Here is a 26,639-nt window from a genome sequence, read left to right as displayed (position 1 = left end):
TCATGCGGCATGTAAGCTTGCCTCCAGTTGCTGATAGCGCCATTGCGATGCATACCATTGATTGGCGTCCAGCAGTTGTTGATGCGTTCCTTGTTCTGTGATTTTTCCATCCCGCAAAACAAGGATGTGATCAGCGTCGACCACTGCACTCAGGCGGTGACTGATGATGATCGCACTGCGTTCGTTTTGTTTTTGGCGTAATTCGGCAAGATGCTGCAGGATGCGGGTTTCGGTATCCGTATCGACGGCGGAAAGCGCGTCGTCCAGTATCAACAGCGGACTGGATGTCAGCAGTGCGCGGGCGATTGCAACGCGCTGGCGCTGGCCACCTGACAGTGTGACTCCGCGTTCACCGACGGGCGTGTCGTAGCCTTGTGGGAAACGCAGAATGTCGTCATGCACTGCCGCTAAAGTGGCAGCATGAATAACCTGTTCCCGGCCCGCTTCCGGATTAGCAAGAGCAATGTTTTCGGCAATTGAGGCCGAAAATAAAAATGGTTCTTGCGCGACCCAGTTGATAGCAGTTCGTAAGCTGTGCAGCGGATATTCTGCAATCAGATGTTCGCCCCAGCGCACCTGCCCATGCGGTGTTTCTATCTGCCGCAACAGCAATTTAACAATACTGGATTTACCGGCACCGGTTGGCCCGACGATCCCCAGCGTTTGTCCAGGTGTGATGGACACTGAAATATCGGTCAGTGCATTTCTGCTTTGGCCGGGATACGCAAAACTGATGTGATCGAAATGTATCTTGCCAGATGGCTGGCTGCTCAGAGTACCTTTATCCTGTATCGACAGTTCTTGCGACAGCACAGGTTCCAGCCTGCCCCAGGCCGCTTTGCCTCGCTCCATCAGAGACAACACCCAGCCCGCAGCGAACATGGGCCAGATCAGTTGTCCCAGATACATAGTAAAGCTGGTGAGTGCGCCGATTGTCATTTCTCCGTGCCACACCAGATAACCGCCGACGGCCAGTGTCAGCGCGCCAGCTGCTGTCAGCGTGATGCCGACCGCAGGCTCATAAGCCGCTTCCCAGCTTTGCGCCGAGAGGCTGGCGCTGGCTGCGTTTTCAGCGAGTTCGGCAAACTGCGCAGCACTGCGCTGTTCCAGACCTAAAGCGCGCAGAGTACGTACGCCGGCAAGGGTTTCCTGCACCTGATCGTTGAGTTTGCTGAAGCGTTCCAGCGAATCGCGCGAGGCTTCATGTACCTGATGGGTGATATGCCGGAACGCCCACGCCATCAGGGGAAATGGCAATAACGCCGCCACCGCAAGACGCCAGTCCACGCCCAGTAACATCATGCCGATGACCAGGGCAAATGTCATCGAACCATCAAAACCTGCCAGCGCTGCTTCACCGGCCGCAAGTTCTATCGCATCGGCATCATTGGTGCCGAGTGCCATCAGGTCGCCAGTACGTTGTTGCTGAAAAAAATTCTGTCCCTGCAAACTCAGGCGCTGATATAAACGGGTACGAAGTTCAACACCAAGCTGATACGAGGCTGTGAACAGTTGCATGCGCCAGCCGACACGCAGGAAATAAATGGCAATGCCCATCAATAACAGCCACGCGAGTTCGGTCAGCATACCGCGTTGATCAAGCTGCCCACTGACCAGTCCATCAATCACGGCACCAACGCGACGCGGTATCAATACGGTCATCAGGGCGACGGCGAACAGCATACTGGCCGCTGCACAATAGCGCTGCCAATGGCGGCGGATAAATGTTTTCAGTAGTTGGAACAGTGTCATGCAAATTCTTAAATAGGACTTACCTGACAGCGCCCCGGAGGTACGATGGCTCTTGACTGCTATGCCTGCTGTCTTGGTTGTCGTGTCTTGCCGGAATAACTATCCGTCAGTCCTGTTAAATAAAAAATCCGTTATCCCTCAACAGGATAACGGATTGTAAACGCATTAAACAGATTGTGATTGGATCACAGGTGGATTCGACTATCGACGTCGAATCAGCGCCTGCCAAATTTGTGGCAGTTTGCCGTCATCAGTGAATTGCATTTGCCTCGTTGTCGCGCTTTAACATATTCCACAAAAAGCTGTAGGTAATTGCACTCATATCGGCTCTTTGTTCATTATTTGCCGCGCCACCATGTCCGCCTTCGATGTTTTCGTAGTACCAGACATTTTTATGACCCTGATCCAGCATTTTTGCCGCCATTTTGCGGGCATGGCCGGGGTGGACGCGATCATCACGGGTAGAGGTGATGAACAGAACGTTAGGATAACGAACACCTGCTTTGACGTTGTGGTAAGGCGAGTAACGCTGGATGTATGCCCATTCTTGCGGCACATCAGGATTCCCATATTCGCCCATCCACGAAGCTCCGGCCAGCAGTTGGTTGTAGCGCTGCATATCCAGCAGTGGCACCTGACTGACAACGGCGTTGAACAGTTCCGGATGCTGAGTCAGAGCCACCCCTGCCAGCAGACCGCCGTTACTGCCGCCCATGGCACCGAGATGACGGGGGCTGGTTATTTTGCTTGCGATCAGACTGTTTGCTACTGCCGCAAAGTCGTTGTAAGCGCGTTGACGATTTTCTTTCAATGCGGCCTGATGCCAGCGCGGACCGAATTCGCCACCGCCACGAATATTCGCAACAACATAGACGCCGCCTTTTTCCAGCCAGGTTTTACCTAATGTACCTGAGTACGATGGTGTCAGGGAAATCTGGAAGCCACCGTAACCATACAGCAGCGTCGGGTTACTGCCATCGTATTTGATATCTTTGCGTTTGATGACGAAATAAGGAACTTGCGTACCATCGGCCGAGGCCGCAAATTGCTGAACGGTCTCATAAGGGGATGCATCAAAAAATGCGGGTGCTGATTTCAATTGTTCACGCGTGTCGCTGCCGGCATGTGCGAGCAGATAGACATTGGGCGTCAGATAATCGGAATAGCTGAGGAAGTAATCATCATTGCCTTCAACGTCAACAGCACTGATGCCCACTGCCCCCATGGTTGGTAACTGCACCTGGCGGGATGCCCACTTTCCATCTGCGAATTTCCATTCCTGCAAATGGCTTTTAACATTGTTGAGCGACTGTACCAGCAGGTAGTTTTTTGTTGCGGTGAGGCCCGTGAAAGACGTACTGTCTGTAGGCTCAAACAGCGTAGTGAATTGGCGATCACCATTTTCAAAAGAGTTGAAATCAATCGCGAGAACGCTGCCACTGGCATAAGTTTTTTCACCGATTTTCCAGGCTTCTCTTGGTGTCACGATCATTTGTGTGCTGAAAAAGGCGACGCCGGATTTTTCCGGAATATCGAGTTTCTGTAACTTATCGCCTTCAAGTAAAAAATTTTCTGCGGTGTAAAACGTGATCTGACGATGAACCAGATTGTGTTGAATTCCGCCATGCTGCGTACTTTGTGCTGAGACAGCCATGTCGGTTTTTTTACCCTCCAGAATAGTTTTAGCAGCGCTGATCGGCGTGCCTCGTTTCCATAATTTGACGATACGGGCGTAACCGGAATCGGTGAGTGAGCCGGTGCCAAAGTCGGTCGCGACAAACAAGCTGTCTTTATCGCGCCAGTCGAGCGCCATTTTTGCTTCCGGCAGCGAGAAGCCATCTTTCACAAATGTTTTGGTGTTCAGATCGAATTCGCGCATGGTGACGGCATCGGCGCCGCCACGGGAGAGTTCGATCAGGCAGCGGTCAAATGCGGGTTCGCGGCAATTACTGTTTTTGAATACCCAGTTTTCGTTTTCTGCTGCCGCCAGCGCACCGATATCAAGGACAGTTTCCCATTTCGGTTGAGGCTTACGATATTCCTCGAGCGAAGTTTTGCGCCAGATGCCGCGCGGATGTTCAGCATCGGTCCAGAAGTTATAGACCGCATCGCCCATTTTTCGTATGCCGGGGATGCGGTCTTTGGAATTCAGGATGACTTGCAAATCACTGCGTAATTGTTTGAAACCAGCGTCGTTATCGAGCTTGCTACGGGTGATCTGGTTTTGTGCTTTGACCCAGCTGAGTGCTTTTTCTCCGTTGACATCTTCCAGCCATTGGTGAGCATCCGTCGTTTGTGCCGCCGCGATGCTGGTGACGCCCAGCATGCAAAGAGTGGTGAGCAGTGTTAACTGTGGTTTCATTTTTTGATAGATCTCCGCTATGTGATTTTGCTGTATGTATTATGGCGCTGGTCACCATAATTATTTTCAAGGCGTTTATACATCGACAAAGTATTGGCTGAGTAGTTCCATCTACATGTTTATTTCTCGCCTTTGGTATTTTTTCTGATTGTCTGTATGCAGTAAGTCAGTCTGAATCGTCTGTGAAATTCAACAAGTATGTTCGGATCTCAGGTTTTCCTCTGCTGGACATGAAAAATCCCGCTCCAGACGTTGCATCAGAGCGGGATTTTTTAACACCTGCGGTCAGGAATGACTGACCACTTTTTTAACTACGGTTATTGGTAATTAGCCACCAGCGTTGTACTGTTGACGGCTGCATAGGCGCTGACCAGAACATAGTATGTCGTAGCTGACGGTGATGCAATCTTCACAGTTTCGGTATTTGTGGAACCGGTTGATTTTGCTGTGTACGATGTCGTTGTCGGTGCTGTCGATGCTTTGACATAAAGATCGCCATCACCTGTACCGCCTGACAGTTTAAATGTCAGATTCGTGGCACCCGCAGGAACAACGATGGAATACAGTTTCGTCGCACCTTTAGCCAGTGTGATGCCGCTGACAGTCACGCCTTTCGTCAGAGGTGTTGCAGTCGGTGTTGTGCTTGCACAGCTGACGCCGACGCTGGCGAAAGCAGCAGTCACATCGGCAACGACATAGCCACGGTTAGTCGCTGCTTTTTCAACACCGCAGGCACCTTGATTAAATGTGCTGCTGGATGTCCAGTACAAACGGTTTGCATCCGCCATGACTTCAAATGCCTTGCGGGTATTCCAGCCAGCTGTGGTTGCCAGCAGGTAGAACGCTTTGTTATACACACCGCTTGAATAGTGAACGTCAAGGCTGCTGGTGTAGTTGCTCGCATTGGCAATCGAGCTGCCATCCAGTGGCGGATTGTACATGTAGCGCAATGCACCAGTCGCTTTGAAAATATCAGTACCGACTTTGAAGTCGTTCGTACCTTTCACAAAGTATTCAACGGCTTCACCAGCCATATCGGAGAACGCTTCGTTCATACCGCCGGACATACCGGAATACACCAGACCGGAGTTTTGCTCGGTAAAGCCGTGGCTGACTTCATGTCCGGTCACGTCGAGCGCTGTCAGTGGATAGAAAGTGGATGCGCCATCGCCAAAGCTCATTGTGCTTCCATCCCAGAATGCATTTTCGTAGCTGGAACCGTAATGTACCTTCATCACCAGTTTCTGGCTGATGGGGCGCACGCCGAGATAAGTCTGGTACATGTTGAAGACCTGATTGCCGAAGTAATGCGCATCATTCATCGGCGAATAGCCACCGTTGACAGTCTTCACGGTATTTCTTGGGCAGGTGAACGAGTGCAAAGTACCAGAACCCGAAGTGGCATTGTTCATATTGTAGGTCGCAACATTGGTGCTGTTGAGCGTACAAGTGGAACCGTTGACCGTCACATCGAGGAAGCCATATCCTGCAGTTGTGCCATATTCATATTGCCCGGTTTTCGCATTGCCGCCAGGCCCTGTGCCTGATGTGACGTGAGTCAGACCTTCCCATTTTTCGACAACAACGCCTGTGTTCGCATCGATGATGAAGTGCGGACGACTGGGTTTGGCCGGATTGGTCGTATCAAGAAATGACACCAGGTAGACCAGCTTACCGACGTTATTCTCGTCAAGTTTCACAAACAGTTTTGCCTGTTCATTTTCAGTGCTGGATGCGCGGGCCTGGGTTTTTGCCAGAGTGACCGCCTGTGTTGTCGAATAGAACGGCTTTGCATTGGGAACGTCTTTAGCCAGATTGCTGATCAGATAGCCAGACAGGGAAGATTGCGCTGCCCCTGCATTGACATGCTCAACCACTGCTTCACCCCAGACCGGTACACCTTGATGAAATTGCTGGTAACGAGTAACAACGCGACCATTGGCATAAGTCTGGCTGCGTGCGGCTTGCAGTTCGCTCGTTGTTAAACCCAGTGTGCTATGGATACTCGGAGCACCTGTGCTTGCTTTCGATGTGACTGAGGACGATCTGCTGGCAGCAGATTGCGCAGTTGCTGAAGGAGTGAATTGCTCAAGATTGATTCTGTCTGCGGCGGAGGCACTCCATGCACAGGCGAGCAATGCTGCCATCATGGTTGGCCGGAACACTAAGCTGGTATTGAATTTACGTGTCATTTTTGTTTATCCCTAAATTGTTGTTGATGTTATTGAATCTGCTGCCTGGGGCGGCAGCTGAGAGTGGAACTTAAACAAACCAGATCAAAGCGGGAAAGCCAGAGGTTTATGGCTTATCGCCCAGCGAAAACACTGCGATACATGCTAGCTATCTGACAATCTATTGCCCGAATAGCTATAAACAGTTAATCAGATAATTTGTGAAGGGAAAATGACAGTGTTGCGTATTTTCAATTATTTAAAAAAGTAAATTTTTTACCAACAGAAGAAAATTTCTTTTCAATTAATAATTATCAAACTTGCTTCAGTGAACTGAGGGCTGTACTAAGTAAATAGACATATCACATAAGAAATAGTTAAAAATATTTTTACTAAATATTATGTAATGAGAGGAGTGGGGATGGAGGCGGACTTGACAGAAAAGCCAATATGTTTAAATAACTTATACTGGAAGCGGGCGTGTTGATTCCGATCAGTAAAACCTCAGATTCGCCATATTTAAAAAAATTCCCCATGTTCAGAAAAAAATAACAAATATTTTTTCTGCATTGTGTTCGGTCATCATGCGTAAGTTGAGGATTCAGGCATGCTCGCCGCTATAACGATTTTGGTGCATGAAAATGCTACCGTCCTGTTTTGCAACGGAATTCTGAAAATACTTTTACTTAAGGATTGCGTGCGGTACGCACTGGTGCTGCAATATTCTGACGTATCCATTTCTGCATGTCCTGCCAGATCCGTTGTACCTCGGCTTCTGGTGGCATTTGCGTTGCATGAGGTAATTCTATGGTGACGACTGGAATGTCTTTATGCAGACCGCTGTAGTTTCCCAGTGACCCGGGATAAACGCCGACACGGTTATAAATCAGTCTGCCGAAGCGATTCGGTGGCTTACTCGGACCATCAAAATCAAGTACACCATACGGCGCGTGAACAGAAATGATCACATCCGGTTTGTATTTTTCGATGGTGTCATACACCCAGCGACTTTCCGGTTCTGAGATTGGTGTTTTACCCGGATAGCGACGCGGGTCTTTTCTTGTTACGCGAGCCCAGTAGGCAGGCGCTTCTTTTTCCCATTCCGGGGTCGGGAAGTTACGGTTCAGATCAATACCACGCGCGTTGACCCGGCGCGGCTTTGCAGCGAGCAAGCCATCAGGATTCACGACCGGCGCGATTTTCCAATGAAACTCGGTCACTTCATTTTTCTGGATATTCTCGAGCCACTTAAACACGATGGCCGATGCAGTCTGTTCGTCACCATGAATACCGCCAAGCATTAAGATTTTGATCGCGTGCGGATATTTGGTATCTGCACGTAAGTCACGCGACAGTAAGGGAAAACCATTGAGTGAATTTGCACCAGCCGGTATTAACTTACTCTTGAGGCAGTCATTAACATTGATCCCCGGTAATCTGAGCGCCAGCGGCGTGCACCAGTCTGTCGCAGTTTTTGTCTTGGGGACGGGCATCGCAAACGCAGAATGCAGAAGCAGAGCGGGTATCAGCATCGAACAGAGTTGTGCCGATTTTTTGCCGGGCGATGCAATGACTTTACTTTTCCATAAAAACCATTGCATCGCTACTTCAACTCCTGCTACAAAAATTACAGCCCTGCTGCAGCCCGCAAAATAGCTGCTTTATCAGTACGTTCCCAGGTGAACTCTGGCTCTTCGCGGCCGAAGTGACCGTAAGCCGCGGTCTTAGAATAAATCGGGCGTAGTAAATCCAGCATCTGGATAATGCCTTTCGGGCGCAGGTCGAAATGCTCATTGACCAGCGCGGCGATTTTTTCGTCAGGAATAACACCAGTACCTTCGGTATAGACCGTGACGTTCATCGGACGCGCAACACCGATCGCATACGCAACCTGAATCTGGCATTGACGCGCCAGACCAGCGGCAACTACGTTTTTCGCCACATAACGTGCAGCGTAAGCCGCAGAGCGGTCCACTTTTGTAGGATCTTTACCGGAGAATGCGCCGCCACCGTGCGGGCAAGCACCGCCATAGGTATCCACGATGATCTTACGACCGGTCAGACCACAATCGCCTTGCGGGCCACCGATTACGAAGCGACCGGTAGGATTGATCAGGTACTTGGTATCTTGCAGCCATTCTTTAGGCAGTACCGGTTTGATGATTTCTTCAATCACTGCATCGATGAAGGATTGCTTCATCTTAGTCGGTGTTTCACTTTGATCCGGGCTGTGCTGGGTCGACAGCACGACTGTATCTATACTGTGTGGTTTGCCATCGACATAACGCATGGTGACCTGGGATTTCGCATCCGGACGCAGGAACGGCAGACGACCGTCTTTACGCAACTGTGCCTGACGTTCCACCAGACGATGTGCATAATAAATCGGCGCTGGCATGAGTTCAGGTGTTTCATCGCAAGCGTAGCCGAACATCAGACCCTGATCACCCGCACCGATATTCAGATAGTCATCGCTGGCGCGATCCACACCTTGTGCAATATCGTTACTTTGCTTGTCATAGGCGACCAGGACTGCGCAACCTTTGTAGTCGATACCATATTCGGTATTGTCATAGCCGATACGTTTGATCGTGTCGCGCGCCACCTGAATGTAGTCAATGTTGGCTTGCGTTGTAATTTCTCCGGCGAGAACAACTAAGCCTGTGTTCGTCAGCGTTTCAGCCGCAACGCGTGAGTATGGGTCCTGCTCGAGAATAGCGTCAAGAATTGCATCGGAAATCTGATCCGCGACTTTATCGGGATGTCCTTCAGAGACCGATTCTGAGGTAAAAAGAAAATCATTTGCCATCGCAGGCTCCTGTAAAAATGACCGTAAAAATTGTGCCGCAGTCGAAAAGAGATCCTGCGACGCTTTAGCGAATTTTATAAACCGCCTCGCAAGTTGTCTGTTAACTCGGCGGTAGCCTGCTGTCAGAACCTCAACAGCCAGCCAATGTGTGATATTTTACGCTCTCTATTCGATTTCTGTCGAATACCCCTCTTTTTTTTACCTATTCTTGAGCAGCGTCATGCTTGTCATTCTTTTCCGATTTTTGTCGATTTTCCCGCTTTCTGTACTGCATCTGATTGGCGCAGTATTGGGACGTATCGTGTATTTGTTGTCAGGTTCTTATCGTCGCCGTTTGCGGGAAAATCTGGAGCGCGCAGGGTTTTCGGCGCAATTAAGCGATGCGGTCAAAGAGGCCGGAAAAAATATACTCGAGTTACCTTTTATCTGGTGCGCGCGACCTGACCGTGTTTTGCGTACTGCCCGTCTGGAAAACTGGGAATTGGTGCAACAGGCACTGGATGCGAAAAAAGGTGTGATTTTTCTGACCCCGCATTTAGGCTGTTTTGAAATTGTCGCGCAGTCAATTGCAGTGCGCACCCGTTTGACAGTGATGTATCGACCACCACGTAAAGAGGCGTTGAAGCCTTTGATCGAAGGCGCCCGCGCGCGCGAGAATTTATTATTGGCCCCTGCCAATTTATCCGGCGTGCGGATCATGGCAAAAGCCCTAAAAAAAGGCGAAGCGATTGGTTTATTGCCGGACCAGGTACCGCAGGAAGGTGAGGGCGTGTGGGCAAGGTTTTTCGGCAAACCTGCTTACACGATGACTTTGTCAGCCAAGCTACACAGCATGAACGGTGCGCCGATTATTCTGACTTATGCTGAACGTTTGCCACACGGTCGTGGCTATATCGTACGTTTTACGGCTTTTGAGGAAGAGCTGGGAAGCGATCCGGTACAACAGGCAGAAGCGATTAATCGCAGTATGGAAAAATTAATTGCACGCTCACCGGAGCAGTATTTCTGGAGTTATAACCGCTACAAAAAGCCGGATGGCGTCAGTGGTCCCGATGCTGATGTAACCGAGGGGCAGGCATGAGGGCGGTGCTGTTGCTGATGTGGCTGTTGCATTGGCTGCCTTTGCCGATTTTGGGGCGCCTGGGCGAGGGCGTCGGTAGCATATTGTTTTTCCTGATACGCAAACGCCGCCATATTACGCTGACCAATTTGCGACTCTGTTTGCCGCATCTGAGTGAGGTAGAAAGAACGCGCATCGCACGCCAGCATTTTCAGATGTACGCGCGCAGTGTGCTGGAGCGCGGCATTCTCTGGTGGGCGTCAGAACGTCGCCTGAAGCGTTTGATTCAGATTGAACCAGCCGTTCCATTGGATGTGATTCAACAGGGGCCGACGATACTGATGTGTCCGCATTTTGTCTGTCTGGATGTTGCTGGTGTTGCTGTGATGCTGGAGTCATCTTTATGCTCGATTTATACCGAGCAGAGAAATAAAGTGTTTGATCTCGCTTTGCGTCGCGGCCGTTCACGGTTTCGTCCAGTGAAGTTATTTTCACGCGCCGATGGCGTGAAGCCGATTATCCGTGCGATGCATGAAGGGCTGCCTTATTTCATGTTGCCTGATATGGATTTTGGCAAAAAAAATGCCGAGTTCGTGCCTTTCTTCGGTGTGCCTGCCGCAACGCTGACGGCATTGCCCCGCCTTGCTGCATCGACCGGTGCAAAAGTGGTGCCGGTGATCGCGACCATGCTGCCAGATTACCGCGGATGGAAAGTCACTTTCCACGCACCGTGGGAGAATTATCCCGGTGAGGATATGATCGCAGCAACGCGTCAGATGAATGCCTTCATTGAACAGGAAATCCTGAAAGCGCCGGCTGAATATTTCTGGGCACACAAACGCTTTAAGACACGGCCGGAAGGTGGTGCCGGCGTGTATTGATGTTTTTTCTTATAGATTTCTTATGCTTATATAAACTTGGGAAAAAGCGGGTTGGCGCGTGCTGATTTATCTGGCACTAATATCTTGTGCGCCGGCCAAGGCGGAGCAGACGTTTGAACTACACCGCGAGCAAAATACGATATTTTTTAAAGGCAAAATTGAAAATGCGTCTGCGCGGGCTTTGATAGACCAAATTCATAGCGGTATCTCATCAATTGTTATCAGCTCTGAGGGGGGAAGCGTCAAAGATGCACTGGAAGTAGCCAGTGCAATTCGTAATCATCAGGTTACGTTACAGGTACAGGATTATTGCTTATCTAGCTGTGCCAATTATTTGTTTGTAGCAGCAGCGCAGAAAAAGCTCATGCCTGGCGCTGTGCTTGGTTTTCATGGCGGTGCACCAGATCCTGCGGAAAACCAGCTTCAGGCTGAGAGCGCGAAGAAAGGGCAGTTAGGATCTGAAATAGATAAGCTGGCAAATGATCAAGAGTTATTTTACCGATCAGTTGGTTTTGACCCGAGGTTGATACATATATCCGCTTTATTGACTATTGCGACTAGCTCACTCATTTATGAGTTAGAGTTTGATGATGATAAGCAAGTGCATACATTTACCAGCAAGGATGAATTGGCACGCTTTCTTAAGAAATCAATGGCGAATAGAAAATTTCAGCTCAAAGTTGTTCGACCTACGTCAAAAGTTTATTTTCCCAACGAGAGCATGCTGACGAAATATGGTGTTAAGGGCATCACAGATTATCCTTATCCGGCAGATCAGGCTGCGCTTGATGCGTTGGGTGAAGCACTGGGAATCGAGCTGATTGGTGATTTTGTTGAGTAAGAAACAGTCTGATTGACAATCGCTTTAGCCTGACTTTACAATCGCGGCACAGGTGCCAAGGGGCGCCTTCCCGCACAAGAGGTTCTCACCCTTTATCTTTGCAGCCACTGTATTAGTGTCGTTACTGACGATGCTGTTGCTGCCATCTTTTAATGTGATAAGCGAAATTCGTTTGACGTAGCGGGTCGTCAGATAACGAATCTGAGCTCATCATGTTGACCTTGTATATTTCTGCACTATTTCCTTTTACTGTCTGCCTTACTCAGGGAGCGCGGACATGAATGCTTTAATCAACGAACTCAAAACTCGCGCCCGTCTGTGGTTAACACTGCTACAAAACGACAATGCTAATGCGCACAAGCGTGCGCAGGTTCTTTGCCGCCAGCAGCGCTGGGATGTTCCTGACGGCTGGCAACTGCGCCATTGTTTTAATCTGGCCGCGGCGGATATTGGTTTTTCTCATTGGGAGCATGCACGCCACGTGCTGTCTGGTCAGGCGCAAGCGGGTGACGATATGGGGGATTTCTGGCATGGCCCGGAAGTTGCTGGATTGAGTAACCTCTGGTATGCCAATTACGCCGATGCAGAGATGCAACTGCAGTCCGATCCGCATCTCTGTTTGCTTCCTTACCGGCGGCAGTTTTTGCTGGTTAGTGCGTATTATCTGGAAGCACTGCAACTGGATCTGGATGCGGGTTTGTGGCATGGTCTGCAAAGAAATCTAATGCTGGCGTATGCCAGTCCTGCGTGGCAAGCGCTGGCATTACAACGTTTACAAAACAGTCGTGTTGACCGTTTTGCGCAATAGCGGAGTTGAACGTCAACCGCGTTAACAGGTGTTGAAAAATTTTATCCAGGTTTGAAAAATGGAAAATATTCAGCGATCCACATAAAAAAACGCCGGGGAATTACTCTCCGGCGTTCGTGCTTCGCAGACTTTGTAAACACAAAGGATTTACACTAAAAGTTCTTTTTCGTCAGGCAACAAGGTATTGGCTGGTAACGCCTGACCTTGTTTCAGTTGTTCATAGTACGGTGCAAAATCTGTCGCGGTACCCTCAAATAATTCTTGGAAGCTGTTAATGACAAAGTAGGTTTCCTGATATGTATCGATTTTATATAAGGTATTCAGACACCGTTGTATGTTCAGATGGATATGCCGCGAACTCGTGCCCGGTGTCAGGCAATATTCGACTTCACCACCGGAAGATAAAATACCTGCACCGTAAATACGTAAGCCTTGCGGGGTGTTGATCAGGCCAAATTCCACGGTGTACCAATACAGACGCGCCAGTTGTTCAAGACCACCCAGCTGCATCGCTTTTAAACCGCCTTTGCCATACAACTGCATGTAATCGGCAAATACCGGATTGAACAACATGGGCACATGTCCGAAGAAATCGTGGAATACATCGGGTTCAACGATGTAATTGAATTCTTCGGGTTTGCGCAGCCAGACGGTGACCGGAAAGCGGCGATTGGCAAGGTGTTCAAAGAAGGTCAGTTCAGGAATCAGGCCGGGAACGGCGACGATAGTCCAGCCAGTTGCTGCAAATAATGCACGCGATGTTTTTTCAAATTCAGGAATGCCATCGGCTGCATTCATTTTATGTAAGGCATCAATAAATTCGTCGCATGCGCGTCCCGGTAACAGCGACATCTGTCGTTGATATAAGGCGCGCCAGAGATCGTGTTCTGCCTCGGTATAAGCCTGCCAATGTTGTTTGACGACATAGTGCGAATCGGCATGTTCATAGTCACCGCGCAGTGCTGCTCCATGAGATTTTTCAGCGACAGTTGCCAGAAATTCTTCATTACTGACGGTCATATTGTTTGTGTTGATGTTGTCCATAGATTGTCTCTCTTTGACAAAAGGCCGACCAGAAACCGGTCAGCCTTTTGAGGTCATTCACATCACATCCGTACAGAAATTTTATGCTGTCGCTTTGTCGTCTTTCAGTACTCCGCGACGGATCTGATCAAGCTCAATCGATTCAAACAATGCGCGGAAGTTACCCTCTCCGAAACCCTGATCGCCTTTACGCTGAATGATTTCAAAGAAGATAGGGCCGATTACTGTAGTCGTGAAAATCTGCAGTAATAATTCACGCGATGTTTCCGTGCTCTTGCCATCGATCAGAATCCGTAACTTGCGCAAGGCTTCCAGATTTTCGCCGTGGCCGGGCAGGCGACGATCAACCAGATCGTAGTAAGTGTCTATCGTGTCCTGGAATGCAACACCACTGGCTTTCATGCCGCTGACGGTTGCATAAACATCGTCTGTACCCATGGCAATATGCTGCACGCCTTCGCCCTGATACAGGTCGAGATATTCGGCAATTTGTGATTTGTCATCCGACGATTCATTGATAGGAATACGGATTTTTCCGCAAGGGGATGTCATCGCTTTTGACTTGAGACCTGTGTGTTTGCCGGCGATATCGAAGTAGCGGATTTCGCGGAAATTAAACAGCGTTTCGTAGAAATCTGCCCATTCTTTCATGCGGCCTCGATGCACGTTGTGGGTCAGGTGATCGATGTAGGTGAGACCCAGTCCAACCGGATTGGAATCAACTCCTGGAATCGCAACGAAATCAGCATCATAGATACTGATATTGCCTATCGCGCCGGGTTGCGCGCCATCTTTACCGTGCCAGCGATCGACGAAGTAAATCAATGAATCACCGATGCCTTTGATCGCAGGAATGTTTAATTCCATCGGGCCGGTTTTATTATCAAAACCCCAGGCGCCTAATTCCAGCGCGCGTTTGTAGGCGGCATTAGCATCTTTGACGCGGAATGCGAAAGCGCATACCGACGGACCATGCTTGCGCGCAAATTTTTGAGCAAAAGAGTCTTTTTCAGCGTTGATAATGAAATTCACATCGCCCTGACGGTACAGTGTGACATCTTTGGTACGATGTTTTGCGATGGCGGTGAAACCCATCGTGACAAATAATTCGCCGAGTGCTTTCGGGTCTGGTGCCGCGTATTCGATGAATTCGAAACCATCTGTCCCCATCGGGTTTTCCCAAGTCTGGAAAGTCATGCATGTCTCCTGTATTAATTTGTCCGGGTCTGCATCAGCACGTCGTGACGCGTGTTTTGATGTAGGTCAAACCAGCAGTATAGTCGGGCAAATGCGCCATTAAATTTCAAAACAACTCAAGATATTTACAATTTGAGCAATAATATGCCTTATTAAATTTTAATGTTGGCAGATAATGGCTGAAATTCCACTCGATAAAATTGACCGCAAAATTCTGGCGATCTTGCAGGCCGATGGCCGGCTCACGAATCAGGAGGTCGCAGAACGCGTCAATCTCTCGCCTTCACCTTGTTTGCGTCGGATCAGGCGACTTGAAGAGAGCGGGGTGATACGCAAATATGTGGCGTTGCTGGAGCCGGCAAAGATTGGTCTGGGTCTGCTGGCCTATGTGAATGTACGTCTGGAAAAACACAATGATCTGCCTGGGAAAAGCGGCTCACGCTCGCCCCGGGACGATTTTTCCGCCTCGGTGGGACAGTGGCCGGAAGTGGTGGCGTGTTACGCGATGACCGGGGAAATGGACTATTTATTGCGCGTCCATGTCGAAGACATGAATCATTTTTCACGCTTCATGATGGAAACCTTGTTACGCCATCCGGCAGTGCTGGATGTGAAATCCAGCTTTGCATTACAGCAGATTAAAGAGACGACGGCCATGCCCGTACTGGGCGTGGCCTGAAGCTGAATCAGCGTGTGCAAGAGGGAATAGTGATGTTATTTTTTTTCAGGATGGCCGTTCATACCCGGCAAGTGTCTGAGCCATTTCACAGCCGCGCGGGTATTGGCTTTGATGGAATAATCAATCGCTGCAACCTGTTCCTGCACGGCTTCTTTCAGCACACTGACAGCATCGGCTGGCAATAATTTCAGATAGGCGTCAGCCTCGCCGTATTCGCGCTGAATTTCCATGCCAGCTTTTTTTGCTATATGGATCATGGTCTGATTTGACGACAGGCAGTGCATATACAAAGTGTCTACATCAGCATTGCGGCAATGAATCGCGCCGCGTTCAAACAGTTTGGCGCCGACGCCTTTGCCGCGCGCTGATTTCGATACCGACACGCCGAATTCCGCGACCGTATCTTTATCGGTAGCCTCATCTTTTTCACTGCGTGGCGCAAATGCCAGATGCCCGACGCCTACCAGACGGAAGTTATGGCTCAGTACGCCAAACACTTTATCCCGCGAAAAATCGATGCCGTTCACATATTTTTCTATCATGGCATCCGGCAGATAGGTACCGAAACGTAGTAAACGATCACTCTCTTCCAGTGCCAGAAAATGTTTCAGGATACGATGCCGGTCTTTTTCCGACAGCTCTTTGACATGGATCGTTGGCTTGCTGCTGCCGGAATGTTCACTGAAATTTATAGGAAAAATATCGGTAGGATTCATGATATGTCCTTACTGCAAAAGGAATTTGTGCAGCGCACAACGCATTGTAGGTGATCTGACCTGATTATTCCAGAAAACATTGTCAATGTGAGAGGGGAGATTCTTTTTTAATTTGTTGCACTGCCGCAATTCTGGCCTCGCGTATGGCGTCGGGAATGCGTTTGGGCTGATCTTTACATAGCTGTGCGATTTCACCGCCATTCACTTGCTGCGCTGCATTGAGCACTTGTTCTAAAAAGGCAGTTTGTGGAAATTCTTTATTTTCAAAACCTTGGCGACCAAAGCAATCACATTCGGCTGCGCGCAGCATCTCGATAAAACGTTGCGGTTTGCGGAAGGCATCGTTACGGGTCAGAAAATCGACGATAGTCGATGCACGCATTTCGAAAGCACGCCCGACATTGCCGTGATCACGTGCCGTCATATATGCCAGATCGCGGCAATCTGACGGTACTTTCAGGCGTTGGCAGACAATATCGACCAGCTTTGCACTGCGTTCCTCGTGACCGTGGTGTTTTGGCCAGAGTTCAGGCGGAGTCGTGCCTTTACCCAGATCATGCATCAGAGCAGCAAACCGGATAGGTAACGAATAACCCTGTTGTGCGGCGTAATCGACAACCAGCATGACATGCACACCGGTATCAATTTCAGGATGATGTTTTTCCGGTTGCGGCACGCCCCACAGCGCATCCAGCTCGGGCAGTAATCGTTTGAGAGCACCACAGGCGCGCAAGACTTCAAACATACGCGATGGTTTGACCTCCATCAGACCGCGCGCCAGCTCTTGCCAGACGCGTTCCGGCACCAGTGCATCGACTTCACCCGCTGCCACCATTTTTTGCATCAGGGCATTGGTTTCTTCCGCGACAGTAAAGTTGTGCGGCGGCAAGGCAAAGCGCGCCGCAAAGCGGGCAACCCGCAGTATGCGTACCGGGTCTTCTTCGAACGCGGCAGAAACATGGCGGAATACACGTCGCTGCAAATCCTGCTGACCACCATACGGATCGATGATATGACCATCGGCACCTTGCGCCATGGCGTTGATCGTCAGATCACGACGGATTAAATCCTGTTCCAGTGTGACGTTGGCATCGGTATGAAAAACAAAGCCTTTGTAGCCTCCGGCTGTTTTGCGTTCGGTGCGCGCGAGCGCATATTCTTCGTGGGTTTTCGGATGCAGAAACACCGGAAAATCTTTACCCACCGCCTGAAAACCATCCCGGATCATTTCTTCCGGCGTACTGCCGACGACGACATAATCCCGGTCCTGCACTGGCAGTCCCAGCAGGGAATCACGTACCGCGCCACCGACGATATAGGTTTGCTTTGCGCTCATTGCGTCGGGCGGGCATCGTGCCAGGGAGCTGATTCTGTTTCGGCGTTGGCTTCGCGTATCCATTGCGCGACTGCCGGGTGGGCGCAGACCCGGTCGGCATAGGCCTGCAGCGCAGGCGCGAGGGAGACGCCGTAGGTTTTAAAGCGCATCACAACCGGAGCAAAATACGCGTCGGCGATGGAGAAGTTGCCGAACAAAAATTCATGCGCGCCAAAGCGTGCAAGGCAATCTTCCCAGATTTCGCAAATCCTGCCTATGTCTGCCTGTGCGCCGGGAGTATGGCCTTTGCCATGCAGCTCTGCGCGGATATTCATCGGCATGTCAAAGCGCAGCGAAGAAAATCCTGCATGCATTTCAGCGCAGATGCTGCGTGCAAATGCACGCGCTGCAGTGTCTTCGGGCCATAAATTCAGCAGCGTGAACTGTTCGGCTAAAAACTCGCAGATTGCCATTGAGTCCCAGACCGTAATATCGTTGGCAATCAGTACCGGTACTTTTCCGGCCGCCGAATATTCGGCAATTTTTGCCGTGGTATCGGGCTGATCGAGAGGAATACGGATTTCTTCAAACGGAATGCCAAAGGCTTTCATGGTCACCCAGGGGCGCATGGACCATGATGAATAATTTTTATTTCCTATCACCAGCACCATGCGGGAACGGCGTTCATCCATCAGCGCAGCCAGCGCGGGAAGCATTTCAGTATCTTGCATTATTTGTTGACTCATCAGGTATTTCGGCATCATTGGCAGACATGCCTTTAGGCACGACGATGCCGAGACGGGCTTTCAGTGATTGTGGTTTTTTTTCAAGCAAGGCCGCGTAATAAGTGGCATTGGACAGGACATTTTTGACGTAGCCACGGGTTTCTGCAAACGGAATGGTTTCAGCAAAAATGGCGCCTTCTACCGGTCGCGTCAGTTTTGCCCGCCATGCGCGCGGACGCCCGGGGCCGGCGTTATAGGCTGCAGACGCCAGTGCCTGTGAACCACCCAGATCGGTCAGCACCATATTCAGATAATTGGTACCGAGAGCGATATTGGTGTCGATATCATTGACCTGTTCCGGTACAAAATTGCCGAGCCCGATTTTTTTTGCAACATAACGCGCGGTCGCTGGCATGATCTGCATCAGCCCGGATGCGCCGACATGGGATTTTGCATGCATGACGAACCGCGATTCCTGACGAATCAGTCCATACACCCATGCCATATCGAGTCCTAGCGCCTGCGTGGTTTTATACATGCTGTCATTGAACGGAGTCGGGTAACGCTGGCTGAAATCGAATTCGCCCCGGGTGCGGTCGGAGGTATTGACCATGCGATCGAGCATATTATTTTTACGCGCCAGTTCTGCTGCAGCCAGATGCTGCCGCTCTGTCATTTTGCGTAATTCCCAGTTCCATTCCCGCGTGCCTTCGAGTCGCAGATTCATGGAATAAAATTTCAGCGCACGTTGTAAATTCGGATTGCGTTCCACCGCCGCCAGCTCCTCTGCCGTGACCGGTCTGGAAGTCAGGGGCACGCCGACTTTCTGACCGTTTTCTTCGAGCGCGAGTTGGCCATAGAAATGAATCTGATCGGCGATGCTGGCAAATAACTGCCGCGCTTCTTCGTTTTTGCCTTCGGCTTTCAGCGCACGTCCCAGCCAGTAAATCCATGCTGGTTCATTTTTCAGCGCGGCTGGCATCAGCGCGATTGTTGTCTTGACGATTTTCCAGTCGCCTTCACGCAAGGCAGTACGCACCCGCCATTGGTAGGCTTCCTGAGACAAGGTGGCACCGTCCGCGCGCACCCAGTAGACCAGCGCTTCCGGTTCTAATTTCAGTGCCGACTGCAAGGCAATCTGTGCCCATGCGTTTGCTCTCTCTGTGTCATTGAGTTTGGCGCTGAAACGCGACAATTTTTCTGCGGCGTCTTCGGGATCAGATTTTGCTGCGCGACCCAGCGCGATGACGAATAATTCTCTGGAGATCCGGTTATTATCCGGCCCGGTTTTTAACAGACTCGCCGGTTTCTCCAGTGCCGCGCTGAGTTTTTTTTCCGGCAAATCCAGCAGTTTCCCCAGTCGCTGTGCGAGTGCTACGGCACCGTTTTCTGCTGCCATGCGTATCTGTGTCCATAAATCTGCCTGACTCAGCTGGCCGTTTGCCACCAGATAACTGACCAGACTGTGGCAGCCTTCGCCGTAATCACGCGGTGCATTCAGCAAGGCTTTAGCTTCGCTGGCGACTTTCTGCTGTTTATATGCTCTCGATAACAGCGCATAGCAACGTAACTGATTATCGTCAGCCACGACGAACTGCGGATATTGCTGATCAAAAATTTCCCACTCACCACGTTTGCCCAGCAGCAGCAGCCAGTCATTGCGCAAGCGGTCTGCGATCGCGCTGCCTTCGTATTTACTGAGGAATTCGCGGAATTCTGCATTGGACGCGCGCTGCAGATGTGAACGCAGGCGGTAGTAATCGACATACGACGGAATATCATATTGCGCGAGTGCCGGCGCATGTTGTTCGGCGCTAGCCGCATCTTCATGCAAGCCCGCATCGCGCAAGGCCATAAAGCGGTCATCATCATTGATGAAACTCTTTTTGGGAGAGGCTGCATACGCACAGGGCAAAACATTTAAACCTGCTAAGATCACGAGGCTACACAGAGCTAATTTATTTTTCACAGACATCTTTGCATCGCTATCAAAATCTATTTCTGACAGTATGACACAGCCACCTCAGAGCGGACACACCAGCCTCGCAGAACTTCACCAGAATCGCAGCGCCTTGCGACGATATTTATTAGATTATCGTCGCCAGCTTGATGCAGCTGTGCGCCAGCAATGGGATGCGCAGATTGCGGATCATTTACTGGCGTGGTGCCGTCAGGAAAAACCCGCCAGTCTGGCCGTTTACTGGCCGATACAGGCCGAGCCTGATCTGCGGTTTTGCTACGCTGCAATAGCCGCAATGGGTATACAACTCGCATTGCCCTGGGTCAGCGCGAAAGAGGCACCTTTGCGCTTTCTCGCCTGGCACGAAGGGGATGCGATGCTGAAGGATGATTACGGCATTCCTTTACCGGCGCAACGTAATCATCTGGTGACGCCGGCTGCACTGCTGATTCCCTGCGTTGGTTTTAACGCCGATCTCTATCGCCTCGGTTATGGCGGTGGGTATTACGACAGAACACTGCCCGGTCTGCCAGATGCGGTCAGCCTCGGCATCGCCTACCAGTGCGCCAGTGCCGACTTTGCGCCGGGTGAACACGACATTCCTATGACGCAGATCATCACCGAAGCCGGATGTTTTGCCTGAGTGATTTCGATCAGCATGACTATTCCGGCGTTTTAGATGCTTTATATACTCCCGGGGAGTATATATTTACCCCCTTATTTTTCGCTGACAAGAGCGTGATTTTGATAAAAAAGAGGGGGAGTATGCTAAAAAATTGGTGTTTTGATGATGCGGGAGAGTTGATTCCGCACCTAAACAGGGAAGGCGAGGGTGCAACAATCAGCTGTATTGATGCGCCCCGCGATGCGATCAGCAATGCCGCATTTTAAAACCCTAATGCCTTGCCATCAGGATTGCGTGAATCAGAAAAACCGTAAAACACGCCATCGCGGATCTGTATGGTCTGAGTTTTTCCTATGACTGGCGCTTGTTTCAGATTCTGGCCTTTGTCGCTCAGAATTTTCAAGGTATCAGCGCTGATGCCTTTTTCAAAATACAGCTGATCCGGCATCCATTGCTGATGGATGCGCGGCGCGATCGTTGCCTCAGCGACGTTCATGCCGTGGTCGATCACATTTAAAATCGTTTGCAGCGTGGTGGTAATGATGCGGCTGCCACCGGGGCTGCCGGTAACCAGAAACGGTTTGCCGTCTTTTAACACTATCGTCGGTGACATCGAACTCAGCGGGCGCTTACCAGCCTGTATCGCGTTGGCAGCGCCGCCGATGAGTCCGAATGCATTCGGTACGCCGGCTTTGACGGAAAAATCATCCATCTCGTCATTCAGTACGATGCCGGTGCCGCTGGCGACGATGCCGCTGCCGAAGTTCAGATTCAGGGTGTAGGTCGTTGCGACGACGTTGCCGAATTTGTCGGCCACGCTGTAGTGCGTGGTCTGGTCGCTTTCATAGGCTTGTGGCTGGCCTGGTTTGATTTCTGCCGAGGGTGTGGCGCGCTCGGGATGAATTTTTTTGACGAGTTCATCGGCGTAGCTGCGCGCAGTCAGTCCTTTTTTGGGGACGGTGTAGAAATCCGGGTCGCCCAGATATTCTGAACGGTCGGCATAAGCGAGCTTCATCACTTCACTGAGCTGATGCAGAGTCTGTGCGCTGTTGGCACCTTGCTCTCTGAGCGGATAGTGTTCCAGCATATTCAGCATCTGGATAATGTGCACACCGCCAGAACTGGGCGGCGGCATGGAAACGACCTCGTAGCCGCGATAATTGCCTTTGACTGGCTGGCGCTCTATCGCCTTGTAATTTTTCAGATCGTTGGCGGAAATAACGCCCTGATGCGACTGAACTTCAGCGACAATTTTTTTAGCGATCTCGCCTTCGTAAAATGCTTTGGAACCTTGTGACGCTATCAGTCGCAGCGAATGTGCAAGGTCTTTTTGAACCAGCTTTTCACCTGCCTGCAATGGTCGTCCGTCTTTGAAAAAAATCGCCCGGCTGGACGGCCATTTTCCAAGATGATCACGTTCGGCCTGCAACAATGTGGCCAGATAAGGCGTGACGCTGAATCCTTGCTCTGCCAGGCGGATCGCAGGTGCGATGACATCTTTCAGTTTCATACTGCCGTATTTGCTGAGTGCAAGCTCCAGACCAGCGACGGTGCCGGGCACGCCTATCGCCAGATGGCTGTGGGTGGAACTGCCGGGAATCACGTTGCCGCTGGCATCGAGATACATGTCTTTGTGGGCTTTTGCCGGCGCGCTTTCACGGAAATCGAGGGCGATCTGTTTTCCGGAACGACTATCGTGAATCAGCATGAAGCCACCGCCGCCGATATTTCCGGCATTCGGCAGCACGACTGCGAGAGCGAATCCAGTGGCGACTGCGGCATCGACAGCGTTGCCGCCTTGCGCGAGTATCTGTGCACCGACTTCACTGGCCAGCGCCTGTTCAGTTGCAACCATTCCATGACGACTGCTGACCGGGCTGATGATGGGGAAATTGGTGTCGTATCGAATGTTCGCCGCAATCTGCGCATGCGCCGGGAGCGTGGCGGCGAGGCCGACAGCGCTGATGCTGGCAGCAAAGAATAGTGACAGTCCCAATTTTTTCTGTAATAACACGCAAATTCTCCGTGATGTCATGTCTGGTGTGAGTGGCATAACGCCCGGACAATAGTGTATCTGCTTAGCCCGAGGGGGACTATATTTCTATCGCATATCGATAGACACTTTTTACACGGCGGCATGCGATCTTGCCGGCATGCGTGAAAGGGCAGGGGACTGAGTCCAAATTGCTGTGAAAATAAAAAAGCCACCTCGTAAGGTGGCTTTTACAGCGTTAAAACGAGAGCAATTTGTGAGAATTACTTCGCTTCAGCATCGCCTTCTGCTTCAGCAGCTACGGCACCTGCAGGTACAGTCGCGATAGCGATAGTGATATCACCACCGTGTACAACTGCTGTGACGCCTTTTGGCAGTTTCAGACCAGATGCGTGGATAGACTGACCAGCTTCCAGTTTGGACAGGTCCACTTCAACGAATTCTGGCAGGTTTGCTGGCAGGCAGGATACATCCAGCTCAACTGCTACGTGGCTGATGACTGCGCCAGAAGTTTTTACTGCTGGGGATACGTCAGCGTTCACGAAGTGCAGAGGCACTTTAACGTGGATTTCTTTATTTGGATCAACGCGTTGGAAATCAGCGTGCAATACCAATTGTTTGTATGCGTGGACTTGGAAGTCGCGCAACAGAACTTTTTCTACTTTACCGTCAACTTCCAGATCCAGAATGGAGGAGTGGAATACTTCTTTTTTCAATGCATGGTACAGGGCATTGTGATCCAGCGTGATAGCGACTGGTGCTTCAGTGCCGCCGTAGATGATGCCAGGTGTTTGGCCAGCATTGCGCAGGCGGCGGCTCGCTCCGGTCCCCTGTTCTTTGCGTGCAAATGCGATAACTTTCATGGTGTTACTCCAAAAAATGCAAAACGGTTTGTCGTTTTGCGATAAAGAATCCCCGCGACCAGGGATTCATAAAAAAGCGCCGTCAGATAAACGACAGCGCCGAAACCGGTAAAAATTAATCCGTGAACAGGGAGATAACTGATTCGCCTTTGGTAATACGGCGGAAAGTCTCTGCCAGCAAGCTGTCGCAAGACAGTTGACGGATTTTCGGGCAGGCGCGTGCTGCCTCGGATAATGGAATCGTGTCCGTCACCACCAGCTCATCGAGCGGTGATTGGGTAATGCGCTGGATGGCCGGGCCGGATAATACCGGATGCGTACAATACGCCAGCACTTTCTTGGCGCCACGTTCTTTCAATACTTCTGCTGCTTTGGTCAGCGTACCGGCGGTATCAACCATGTCATCCATGATCACGCAGTTACGGCCTTCGACTTCACCAATGATGTTCATGACTTCGGACACATTGGCTTTCGGACGGCGTTTATCGATAATCGCCAGATCACAGCCGAGGCGTTTTGCCAGAGCGCGGGCACGTACTACACCGCCGACGTCAGGGGAAACAACCAGCAGGTTGTCATAGTTTTTCGAGACCAGATCGCCCAGCAAAATTGGCGACGCGTAGATGTTATCGACCGGAATGTCGAAGAAACCCTGAATCTGATCGGCATGCAAATCCATGATCATGATGCGGTCAACGCCGGCTTCTTCCAGCATGTTCGCCACCACTTTGGCAGAAATCGCGACACGCGCTGAGCGTGGGCGGCGATCCTGACGGGCGTAACCGAAGTAAGGAATGGCTGCAGTAATGCGACCAGCAGAAGCACGTTTGAGTGCATCGACCATCAACATGATTTCCATCAGGTTGTCGTTGGTTGGAGCACAGGTGGATTGTAAAACGAAGACATCTTTACCACGGACATTTTCATTAATCTCGACCATCACTTCACCGTCAGAGAATTTTGAAACATCTGCTTTACCGAGAGGAATGCCCAGTTGTTTGACGACTCCAGCTGCTAATGCCGGATTGGCATTGCCAGTGAAGACCATCATGTTGTCATTTACGCGCGCGTTTGCCATGGCGGGACCTATTGGCTGAATTTTTGAGGACCTGATCTTTTTGCATAGACTTTTTGCAAAAAAACCAAAAGTAAAAACTAAAAAAGCCGCCGCAGAATCTATGCGGCGGCTTTAATTTTAATGGCAGGGGAAGAAGGATTCGAACCTTCGCATGCCGGAATCAAAATCCGGTGCCTTAACCAGCTTGGCGACTCCCCTACTCAACCGTTTGTCTGTCGTCCAGAATAGACCGCTATTTTAGCGTTAATTCGACGTCAGACCAAATCTTTTTTACTTCTGCTTCAAGTCATCCATCGGATGGCGATTCAGTGCTTTTGCTTTCCAAGATGTCCAGCGTTCAGGTATCTGCTCTATTACTTTGTCTGCTGCCGCTTCATCGGCAAAAGCACAAAAAACACAAGCTCCTGATCCTGTCATCTTCGCGTTTCCGAATTGTGACAGCCATTTAACCGCTTCGTCAACCTCAGGAAACATTGCGCAGGCAACTGTTTGCAGATCGTTTTTCCAGAACATTTCTGCATTGCTGGAAAAGTCCGCTATTCTGACGATCTTAGTGTCTCTTGTCAACTCTTTTGCCGAAAAAATTGCAGGTGTCGGTACTTGTATGCCGGGTTCGATGACGACAAACCAGCGTTCCGGTGTCTGAATTGCCTGCAATTCTTCACCGACGCCCTCAGCAAAAGCATTTTCGCCGAAGATGAAAAACGGTACGTCAGCACCGAGCTGCAAACCCAGCGACATCAGTTCAGTTTTGCTCAGACCGGTGCGCCATAAATGGTTCAGTGCCATCAGTGTGGTAGCCGCATCAGAGGAGCCGCCACCCAGTCCGCCACCCATAGGCAGAATTTTATGCAGTGTCAGATTGGCGCCGAGTGGGCATCCGGTTTTTTCTTGCAACAGGCGCGCGGCACGCACTATCAGATCGGAGTCTGCCGGCACGCCGGGAATGTCATTAGTGCGGATGATCTGACCATCGTTGCGAACTTCAAAGTCCAGCGTATCGCAGCGGTTTATCAGTTGAAATGCAGTTTGCAGCAAGTGGTAGCCATCGGCGCGCCGGCCGGTCACATGCAGAAATAAATTCAGTTTGGCGGGCGCCGGGCAGGCGAGAAGTTGTTGCGTCATGGATTTTGCGGCGCTTCAATAAAAATGTTCAGAGTGACTTCGCCGGCATTGGTGGTGTAGCGATTCAAATCAATGCGTTTGGGGGAGTTCGTCGTTTCGTGCCAGCTGGCGTAGCGGATATTCCAGCCGTCGGTGCTGATGGTCTGATCGCTGGCTGTCAGCGCTGTTCTGCTGCCATCAGGCTGACGGATAAAGCCTTGCAGCCAGTCGCGCATACCTGAGACCGGCAGCGGCCAGCGCAAGGCGTCGGACAGCAGCTGATCCAGATTGTCAGCTTCTTGTGGCATTTTGCCTTCCTGTTCGAGTCGCGCACCGTGCCCATTCTGGGTGATTCTGGCGATCGTTTGCCCGACTGGCGAGAATAATGTGATTTGCAAACTGTTGCTGGTCTGTTCCCACTCAAAGCTGCCGGGCAGATTTTGCGGTTTGTTGTTGTGCTCGTAACGCACCGAGATTTTACCGTTCAGGTGAATGTTTTCCTGGTAGTTGCGGGTTGCCCTGGGAGCTTGTTCTGTGCTGCTGACATTAGCGTTCGGAAGGCTGCTGCAGGCACTGCTGAGCAGCGCGCCGGATAAGCTTGTCAGAAGCATGAAAATTCGGGAGTATCTGTGCATGATGCTCTGGAGCCCTTTATT

Annotated in this window: 22 protein-coding genes and 1 tRNA gene; 6 read left to right on the top strand and 17 right to left on the bottom strand. The window is 50.7% G+C overall.

All coding sequences use genetic code 11. The features are described from left to right. The 5 genes from ACPAOP_RS01345 to metK form a co-directional block, all read right to left on the bottom strand. Positions 1–1,752, bottom strand: coding sequence for an ABC transporter ATP-binding protein (locus tag ACPAOP_RS01345; RefSeq protein ID WP_423680707.1), 1,752 nt, complete (start codon positions 1,750–1,752; stop codon positions 1–3). Positions 1,753–2,002: 250 nt separating this feature from the next. After that, positions 2,003–4,114: a prolyl oligopeptidase family serine peptidase gene (locus tag ACPAOP_RS01340; protein ID WP_423709026.1), complete on the bottom strand. Its 2,112-nt coding sequence runs from the start codon at positions 4,112–4,114 to the stop codon at positions 2,003–2,005. A gap of 317 nt (positions 4,115–4,431) precedes the next feature. Then, the gene (locus tag ACPAOP_RS01335; protein WP_423709025.1) at positions 4,432–6,306 is read right to left on the bottom strand and encodes a M4 family metallopeptidase; all 1,875 of its coding nucleotides are present in this window, start codon (positions 6,304–6,306) and stop codon (positions 4,432–4,434) included. Between the two features lie 665 nt (positions 6,307–6,971). After that, positions 6,972–7,886 (bottom strand): M14 family zinc carboxypeptidase, encoded by a 915-nt coding sequence (locus ACPAOP_RS01330; RefSeq protein WP_423709024.1) that lies wholly within the window; start codon positions 7,884–7,886, stop codon positions 6,972–6,974. A 26-nt stretch (positions 7,887–7,912) separates the two neighbouring features. Then, positions 7,913–9,094 carry a methionine adenosyltransferase gene (gene metK, locus ACPAOP_RS01325; protein WP_423680711.1) on the bottom strand — a complete coding sequence of 394 codons (1,182 nt, stop codon included), beginning with the start codon at positions 9,092–9,094 and terminating at the stop codon, positions 7,913–7,915. A gap of 220 nt (positions 9,095–9,314) precedes the next feature. Here metK and ACPAOP_RS01320 point away from each other — a divergent pair, with 220 nt between their 5' ends. The 4 genes from ACPAOP_RS01320 to ACPAOP_RS01305 all read left to right on the top strand — a co-directional run bounded on the left by ACPAOP_RS01320 (position 9,315) and on the right by ACPAOP_RS01305 (position 12,684). Further along, positions 9,315–10,175: a lysophospholipid acyltransferase family protein gene (locus ACPAOP_RS01320; protein WP_423709023.1), complete on the top strand. Its 861-nt coding sequence runs from the start codon at positions 9,315–9,317 to the stop codon at positions 10,173–10,175. Next, on the top strand, positions 10,172–11,035 hold the full coding sequence (locus tag ACPAOP_RS01315; RefSeq protein ID WP_423709022.1) for a lipid A biosynthesis acyltransferase: 864 nt from the start codon (positions 10,172–10,174) through the stop codon (positions 11,033–11,035). The genes ACPAOP_RS01320 and ACPAOP_RS01315 overlap by 4 nt, the downstream gene beginning before the upstream one ends. A gap of 58 nt (positions 11,036–11,093) precedes the next feature. Continuing rightward, positions 11,094–11,876 (top strand): hypothetical protein, encoded by a 783-nt coding sequence (locus ACPAOP_RS01310; RefSeq protein ID WP_423709021.1) that lies wholly within the window; start codon positions 11,094–11,096, stop codon positions 11,874–11,876. Between the two features lie 277 nt (positions 11,877–12,153). Further along, a complete protein-coding gene (locus ACPAOP_RS01305; RefSeq protein ID WP_423709019.1) occupies positions 12,154–12,684 on the top strand; it encodes a hypothetical protein in 531 nt (176 codons plus the stop codon). 147 nt (positions 12,685–12,831) lie between these two features. Here the strand turns inward: ACPAOP_RS01305 and phhA are convergent, their stop codons facing one another. Beyond that, complete coding sequence (phhA, locus tag ACPAOP_RS01300; RefSeq protein ID WP_423709018.1) at positions 12,832–13,728, bottom strand: phenylalanine 4-monooxygenase; 897 nt, start codon at positions 13,726–13,728, stop codon at positions 12,832–12,834. 81 nt (positions 13,729–13,809) lie between these two features. Further along, positions 13,810–14,925: a 4-hydroxyphenylpyruvate dioxygenase gene (hppD, locus tag ACPAOP_RS01295; RefSeq protein WP_423680717.1), complete on the bottom strand. Its 1,116-nt coding sequence runs from the start codon at positions 14,923–14,925 to the stop codon at positions 13,810–13,812. A 175-nt stretch (positions 14,926–15,100) separates the two neighbouring features. On the opposite strand from hppD, the gene ACPAOP_RS01290 reads away from it, so the two are divergent. After that, positions 15,101–15,604, top strand: a complete 504-nt coding sequence (locus ACPAOP_RS01290) for an Lrp/AsnC family transcriptional regulator (protein ID WP_423680719.1) — start codon at positions 15,101–15,103, stop codon at positions 15,602–15,604. A 35-nt stretch (positions 15,605–15,639) separates the two neighbouring features. Here ACPAOP_RS01290 and ACPAOP_RS01285 read toward each other — a convergent pair whose 3' ends face one another. From ACPAOP_RS01285 to ACPAOP_RS01270, 4 genes are all read right to left on the bottom strand, one after another. After that, on the bottom strand, positions 15,640–16,320 hold the full coding sequence (locus ACPAOP_RS01285; RefSeq protein WP_423680720.1) for a GNAT family N-acetyltransferase: 681 nt from the start codon (positions 16,318–16,320) through the stop codon (positions 15,640–15,642). Positions 16,321–16,402: 82 nt separating this feature from the next. Beyond that, complete coding sequence (locus tag ACPAOP_RS01280; protein WP_423709017.1) at positions 16,403–17,656, bottom strand: multifunctional CCA addition/repair protein; 1,254 nt, start codon at positions 17,654–17,656, stop codon at positions 16,403–16,405. Then, entirely contained in the window at positions 17,653–18,366 is a 714-nt protein-coding gene (locus ACPAOP_RS01275) for a glutathione S-transferase family protein (protein WP_423682229.1), read from the bottom strand. The genes ACPAOP_RS01280 and ACPAOP_RS01275 overlap by 4 nt, the downstream gene beginning before the upstream one ends. Continuing rightward, on the bottom strand, positions 18,353–20,335 hold the full coding sequence (locus ACPAOP_RS01270) for a transglycosylase SLT domain-containing protein (RefSeq protein WP_423709016.1): 1,983 nt from the start codon (positions 20,333–20,335) through the stop codon (positions 18,353–18,355). Before ACPAOP_RS01270 ends, ACPAOP_RS01275 begins: the two co-directional genes overlap by 14 nt. Positions 20,336–20,369: 34 nt before the next feature. Here ACPAOP_RS01270 and ACPAOP_RS01265 point away from each other — a divergent pair, with 34 nt between their 5' ends. After that, positions 20,370–20,963 (top strand): 5-formyltetrahydrofolate cyclo-ligase, encoded by a 594-nt coding sequence (locus ACPAOP_RS01265; RefSeq protein WP_423709015.1) that lies wholly within the window; start codon positions 20,370–20,372, stop codon positions 20,961–20,963. Positions 20,964–21,207: 244 nt separating this feature from the next. Here the strand turns inward: ACPAOP_RS01265 and ggt are convergent, their stop codons facing one another. From ggt to lolB, 6 genes are all read right to left on the bottom strand, one after another. Next, the gene (gene ggt, locus ACPAOP_RS01260) at positions 21,208–22,980 is read right to left on the bottom strand and encodes a gamma-glutamyltransferase (protein ID WP_423709964.1); all 1,773 of its coding nucleotides are present in this window, start codon (positions 22,978–22,980) and stop codon (positions 21,208–21,210) included. Positions 22,981–23,201: 221 nt separating this feature from the next. Further along, positions 23,202–23,801, bottom strand: a complete 600-nt coding sequence (locus ACPAOP_RS01255; RefSeq protein ID WP_423680725.1) for a 50S ribosomal protein L25/general stress protein Ctc — start codon at positions 23,799–23,801, stop codon at positions 23,202–23,204. A gap of 115 nt (positions 23,802–23,916) precedes the next feature. After that, complete coding sequence (locus ACPAOP_RS01250; RefSeq protein ID WP_423680726.1) at positions 23,917–24,879, bottom strand: ribose-phosphate pyrophosphokinase; 963 nt, start codon at positions 24,877–24,879, stop codon at positions 23,917–23,919. A gap of 121 nt (positions 24,880–25,000) precedes the next feature. After that, a tRNA-Gln gene (locus ACPAOP_RS01245) sits at positions 25,001–25,077 on the bottom strand. A 72-nt stretch (positions 25,078–25,149) separates the two neighbouring features. Further along, the gene (ispE, locus tag ACPAOP_RS01240) at positions 25,150–26,004 is read right to left on the bottom strand and encodes a 4-(cytidine 5'-diphospho)-2-C-methyl-D-erythritol kinase (protein ID WP_423680727.1); all 855 of its coding nucleotides are present in this window, start codon (positions 26,002–26,004) and stop codon (positions 25,150–25,152) included. Continuing rightward, positions 26,001–26,594 carry a lipoprotein insertase outer membrane protein LolB gene (gene lolB / locus ACPAOP_RS01235; protein ID WP_423709014.1) on the bottom strand — a complete coding sequence of 198 codons (594 nt, stop codon included), beginning with the start codon at positions 26,592–26,594 and terminating at the stop codon, positions 26,001–26,003. Before lolB ends, ispE begins: the two co-directional genes overlap by 4 nt. Positions 26,595–26,639: the final 45 nt, after the last annotated feature.

This window comes from Undibacterium sp. WLX3042 (genome assembly GCF_049544825.1).
Taxonomy (GTDB): Bacteria; Pseudomonadota; Gammaproteobacteria; order Burkholderiales; family Burkholderiaceae_D; genus Undibacterium.
Note: the sequence above shows the minus strand (reverse complement) of the source record. Positions and strands in the feature narration are given on the sequence as shown.

What these genes read in the sequence shown, in the direction of transcription:
- ACPAOP_RS01345 (WP_423680707.1), bottom strand. Translation starts at nt 1,752, where the DNA reads ATGACACTGTTCCAACTACTGAAAACATTTATCCGCCGCCATTGGCAG.
- ACPAOP_RS01340 (WP_423709026.1), bottom strand. Translation starts at nt 4,114, where the DNA reads ATGAAACCACAGTTAACACTGCTCACCACTCTTTGCATGCTGGGCGTC.
- ACPAOP_RS01335 (WP_423709025.1), bottom strand. Translation starts at nt 6,306, where the DNA reads ATGACACGTAAATTCAATACCAGCTTAGTGTTCCGGCCAACCATGATG.
- ACPAOP_RS01330 (WP_423709024.1), bottom strand. Translation starts at nt 7,886, where the DNA reads ATGCAATGGTTTTTATGGAAAAGTAAAGTCATTGCATCGCCCGGCAAA.
- metK (WP_423680711.1), bottom strand. Translation starts at nt 9,094, where the DNA reads ATGGCAAATGATTTTCTTTTTACCTCAGAATCGGTCTCTGAAGGACAT.
- ACPAOP_RS01320 (WP_423709023.1), top strand. Translation starts at nt 9,315, where the DNA reads ATGCTTGTCATTCTTTTCCGATTTTTGTCGATTTTCCCGCTTTCTGTA.
- ACPAOP_RS01315 (WP_423709022.1), top strand. Translation starts at nt 10,172, where the DNA reads ATGAGGGCGGTGCTGTTGCTGATGTGGCTGTTGCATTGGCTGCCTTTG.
- ACPAOP_RS01305 (WP_423709019.1), top strand. Translation starts at nt 12,154, where the DNA reads ATGAATGCTTTAATCAACGAACTCAAAACTCGCGCCCGTCTGTGGTTA.
- phhA (WP_423709018.1), bottom strand. Translation starts at nt 13,728, where the DNA reads ATGGACAACATCAACACAAACAATATGACCGTCAGTAATGAAGAATTT.
- hppD (WP_423680717.1), bottom strand. Translation starts at nt 14,925, where the DNA reads ATGACTTTCCAGACTTGGGAAAACCCGATGGGGACAGATGGTTTCGAA.
- ACPAOP_RS01290 (WP_423680719.1), top strand. Translation starts at nt 15,101, where the DNA reads ATGGCTGAAATTCCACTCGATAAAATTGACCGCAAAATTCTGGCGATC.
- ACPAOP_RS01285 (WP_423680720.1), bottom strand. Translation starts at nt 16,320, where the DNA reads ATGAATCCTACCGATATTTTTCCTATAAATTTCAGTGAACATTCCGGC.
- ACPAOP_RS01280 (WP_423709017.1), bottom strand. Translation starts at nt 17,656, where the DNA reads ATGAGCGCAAAGCAAACCTATATCGTCGGTGGCGCGGTACGTGATTCC.
- ACPAOP_RS01275 (WP_423682229.1), bottom strand. Translation starts at nt 18,366, where the DNA reads ATGCAAGATACTGAAATGCTTCCCGCGCTGGCTGCGCTGATGGATGAA.
- ACPAOP_RS01270 (WP_423709016.1), bottom strand. Translation starts at nt 20,335, where the DNA reads ATGTCTGTGAAAAATAAATTAGCTCTGTGTAGCCTCGTGATCTTAGCA.
- ACPAOP_RS01265 (WP_423709015.1), top strand. Translation starts at nt 20,370, where the DNA reads ATGACACAGCCACCTCAGAGCGGACACACCAGCCTCGCAGAACTTCAC.
- ggt (WP_423709964.1), bottom strand. Translation starts at nt 22,980, where the DNA reads ATGACATCACGGAGAATTTGCGTGTTATTACAGAAAAAATTGGGACTG.
- ACPAOP_RS01255 (WP_423680725.1), bottom strand. Translation starts at nt 23,801, where the DNA reads ATGAAAGTTATCGCATTTGCACGCAAAGAACAGGGGACCGGAGCGAGC.
- ACPAOP_RS01250 (WP_423680726.1), bottom strand. Translation starts at nt 24,879, where the DNA reads ATGGCAAACGCGCGCGTAAATGACAACATGATGGTCTTCACTGGCAAT.
- ispE (WP_423680727.1), bottom strand. Translation starts at nt 26,004, where the DNA reads ATGACGCAACAACTTCTCGCCTGCCCGGCGCCCGCCAAACTGAATTTA.
- lolB (WP_423709014.1), bottom strand. Translation starts at nt 26,594, where the DNA reads ATGCTTCTGACAAGCTTATCCGGCGCGCTGCTCAGCAGTGCCTGCAGC.